The organism is Neokomagataea anthophila (assembly GCF_018122595.1).
GTDB classification, from domain to species: domain Bacteria; phylum Pseudomonadota; class Alphaproteobacteria; order Acetobacterales; family Acetobacteraceae; genus Gluconobacter; species Gluconobacter anthophilus.
In genome coordinates, this window is record NZ_JAGRQH010000251.1 from 1 (window position 1) to 215 (window position 215).

The window sequence follows — 215 nt, forward strand, 5'->3', positions numbered from 1 at the left end:
GATGTTGCGCCATGCTTCTACAACTGCTTGTGCGCCACCTGCATTAGTTTCAGCTTGGCAGTAACGTGGCGTACAATATGTTGTCAGCGCTAAGCCAAGTTTGTTTTCATCAACGCGCACAATCGCAGCATCATCTCCACCGGTGCGCTTAACCGTTTGACCGCCAACTATTATGTCATAATTGGTCCAGATCCATGAGCGTGATGCGAGGTCTG

1 protein-coding gene is annotated in these 215 nt (G+C 49.8%); it reads right to left on the bottom strand.

All coding sequences use genetic code 11. The features are described from left to right. Positions 1 to 215, bottom strand: a 215-nt coding sequence (locus KB213_RS12605) for a hypothetical protein (protein ID WP_211683606.1), incomplete at both ends; no start/stop codon positions are given.